The sequence below is a fragment of the Microcystis sp. LEGE 08355 genome (genome assembly GCF_015207185.1).
In the GTDB taxonomy this organism is placed as follows: Bacteria; Cyanobacteriota; Cyanobacteriia; order Cyanobacteriales; family Microcystaceae; genus Microcystis; species Microcystis panniformis.
Map to the genome: position 1 here is coordinate 1 of NZ_JADEXI010000557.1, position 3056 is coordinate 3056.

A 3056-nucleotide genomic window follows, 5' to 3' on the forward strand; every position below is an offset into this window, starting at 1 on the left:
CACTAAAGGTGCTTACGTTTCTGGAGGAGAAAGAAGAAGGACAGAATTAGCCCGTGCTTTAGCGGTGGGAGTCAACGGACCAAGATTTTTGTTATTAGATGAACCCTTCGCTGGGGTGGATCCAATCGCTGTGTCCGAGATTCAAGCGATGATCGCTGGTTTAAGGGATCGTCAGATGGGAATTTTAATTACCGATCACAATGTGCGAGAAACTTTGGCTATTACTAATCGGGCTTATATTATGCGCGAAGGGCAGATTTTAGCGGCGGGAAGTGGCGAAGAACTGTATAATAATCCTCTGGTGCGTCAGTATTATTTGGGTGATAATTTCTTAAGATAATTGTTATTAATAAAAAAATCGCTGCATTATATCATGAAAGTTGGCAATTGGCAAGGAAATTTAAGTAGAATACCCGGATTCACCATCTTAGACCGCTATATTTTTGTCGAGTTATTATTACCCTTTCTATTTGGTATGGGTTTATTCACTTCCTTGGGAGTGGCGATCGGCACTTTATTTGATTTAGTGCGACGGATTACTGAATCGGGTTTACCTTTTACTTTGGCCCTAAAAATTCTCTTATTAAAAATGCCAGAGTTTATCGTTTTAGCCTTTCCCATGTCGATACTTTTAGCTGCTTTAATGGCCTACAGTCGTTTAGCCAGTGATAGCGAATTAATTGCTTTTAAAAGTATTGGAATTAGTGTTTATCGCCTAATAATTCCCGCCATTGTGCTAAGTTTAATAGTGACGGGATTAACCTACGTTTTTAATGATTATGTGGCTCCAGCTGCCAGTTATGAAGCTAATGCTACCATGACGAAAGCTCTGCGACCAAATCGTAAGTCTTTTATTGAAGATAATATTATTTATCCTGAATATGGCAAAGTGCGGCCACCGGATGGAGGGGAAGCGCAAACGGTATTAAGAAGGTTATTTTATGCCGAAAGATTTAACGGTCAAGAAATGTTAGGTTTAACCATTCTTGATCGCACCCAACCGGAAGTTAATCAAATTATTACCTCAGAATCAGCTTCTTGGAATATTGAAAAAAATATCTGGGATTTTTATAACGGCACAATTTATCTAATTGATCCTAATGGTTCCTATCGTAATATTGTTCGCTTTCAACATCAACAATTAGCCCTACCTCGTACCCCTTTAGATTTAGCTTTTCGAGGCCGAGATGGTTCAGAAATGACCCTCAGACAAGCGCGGGAATACTTAGAAATACTGCAATTAAGTGGCAATCCCACCAAAATTAGAAAACTACAGGTTCAAATCGAGCAGAAAATATCTTTACCCTTTGTTTGTTTGGTTTTTGGGATGATTGGGGCAGCCTTGGGATTGCGTCCCCAAAATTCTAACAAAGCCACCAGTTTCGGTATTTGTATTGTCCTAATTTTCTCCTATTATCTCCTATCTTTTGTCACCAGTTCCTTAGGTATTGGCGGAGTTTTAACCCCCTTGATGGCCGCTTGGTTGCCCAATATTTTAGGATTAACTGCCGGGGGAATTTTGTTACTTCAATCGGCTAAATAATCGAGGGTTAGCCCTAGGAATAAAAATTGATAATCATCAAATTTCTAGGGCTAATTTGTATAAACGACTGCGGGATAAATTAGTAACCTGTGCTAATTGTCTGCTGGCTTGCGATCGACTAACTCCCCGTTCTATAATTTGTTTTAATTCCCGTTTTAATTCCTCGTCGGATAATTGGATATTATCGGCCTGATCGTTGCCCATAACTACGATCGTAAATTCTCCTTTAGGAGTTTTATTATCCCTATATAAATTAATCGCCTCGGCGATAGTTCCTCGCCAAATTTCTTCGTAAAGCTTGGTTAATTCCCGACCTAAAACTATCTTTCTCGTTGATCCAAAAGTTTCGCCTAAATCCTCCAAAGTCTTAATAAGTTTGTGGGGTGCTTCATAAAAAACCATCGTTCTTGTTTCAGTTTTTAAACCCTCTAATCGCTCTTGTCTCAGCTTTTCCTTACCCGGAAGAAATCCTTCAAAACAGAATCTTTCCGTGGGTAATCCCGACACCGCTAAAGCGGTAATTACCGCCGTTACTCCGGGGATGGGAACCACTTCGATCTGAGCTTCTATACAAGCTTTAATTAACTCATAACCCGGGTCAGAAATCCCCGGCATTCCCGCATCAGTAACCAAGGCGATATCCTGACCTTGGCTGAGAATATTTAATAACTCATCAAGACGGGAAAGGCGATTATGTTCATGGTAACTAATTTGAGGGGTTGAAATATCAAAATGCTGCAATAATTTGCCGGTGTGTCTGGTATCTTCGGCAGCAATTAGAGAGACTTTTTTGAGAGTTGCCAGGGACCGGAAAGTCAGATCGTCTAAATTGCCGATCGGCGTTCCCACCACATATAATTTACCGAGATTATTCATAAATTGGCTAAAAATAGGCTGTTTAGTCGTCTTTTCAGTGATCAGTAAACAGTAATCAGTAGGCTGACGACTGATTACTGTTTACTGATCAGACTGTCCACTAAAAACTCATAAGTAGGGAGGCACAATTATTTTTAGGATGGGTTAGCGGTAGCGTAACATGAGCGAGCGTTGGGTTTCATGCTTCAACCCAACCTACGTTCATCTTATATTTAATTCCACCCACCCACTTATCTGATCACTGATAACTGATAACTGACGACTGAAGACTGATCACTTTTCTCTGTTCAGGGATCACTCAAATAGGGTAAAGTAGGTCAAGGTATGCTCACCCCTGTTATTGAATTAATCTAGTCTAAGGAGAACGTCTTAGTAATGTTAACCCTAAAAATCGCCGTTTATATCGTTGTTTCCTTCTTTGTCTTACTTTTTATCTTTGGCTTCCTTTCCGGCGATCCTACCCGTAACCCCGGACGCAAAGACTTTGAGTAGAAGACAATTATCAAACTGGTTCTAGGGTAGAGACACAGGGAACAAGTTATCGGACTTTCCCTGTCTCCCTAGAAATAATGATCGTGGTAGTATCATTGAGGTTGGCTCGTCCTCTATTTCGATCGCCGACTCGTGCAGTCATGTC

3 protein-coding genes and 1 pseudogene are annotated in these 3056 nt (G+C 40.5%); 3 read left to right on the top strand and 1 reads right to left on the bottom strand.

Translation table 11 applies throughout. The features are described from left to right. Window positions 1-340: pseudogene (locus IQ242_RS21010) on the top strand (ABC transporter ATP-binding protein); the annotation flags it as partial. A gap of 33 nt (window positions 341-373) precedes the next feature. Further along, entirely contained in the window at window positions 374-1543 is a 1170-nt protein-coding gene (locus IQ242_RS21015) for an LptF/LptG family permease (RefSeq protein ID WP_193961285.1), read from the top strand. A 36-nt stretch (window positions 1544-1579) separates the two neighbouring features. On the opposite strand, the gene rsmI is transcribed toward IQ242_RS21015, so the two are convergent. Continuing rightward, window positions 1580-2419, bottom strand: a complete 840-nt coding sequence (gene rsmI, locus IQ242_RS21020) for a 16S rRNA (cytidine(1402)-2'-O)-methyltransferase (protein ID WP_193961286.1) — start codon at window positions 2417-2419, stop codon at window positions 1580-1582. Window positions 2420-2794: 375 nt separating this feature from the next. Between rsmI and IQ242_RS21025 the strand changes: the two genes are divergently transcribed. After that, entirely contained in the window at window positions 2795-2911 is a 117-nt protein-coding gene (locus IQ242_RS21025) for a photosystem II reaction center protein I (protein ID WP_002732356.1), read from the top strand. Window positions 2912-3056 lie beyond the last annotated feature (145 nt).

Excerpts from the sequence above, each read along its gene's own strand:
- rsmI (WP_193961286.1), bottom strand. The coding sequence starts at position 2,419 with ATGAATAATCTCGGTAAATTATATGTGGTGGGAACGCCGATCGGCAAT.
- IQ242_RS21015 (WP_193961285.1), top strand. The coding sequence starts at position 374 with ATGAAAGTTGGCAATTGGCAAGGAAATTTAAGTAGAATACCCGGATTC.
- IQ242_RS21025 (WP_002732356.1), top strand. The coding sequence starts at position 2,795 with ATGTTAACCCTAAAAATCGCCGTTTATATCGTTGTTTCCTTCTTTGTC.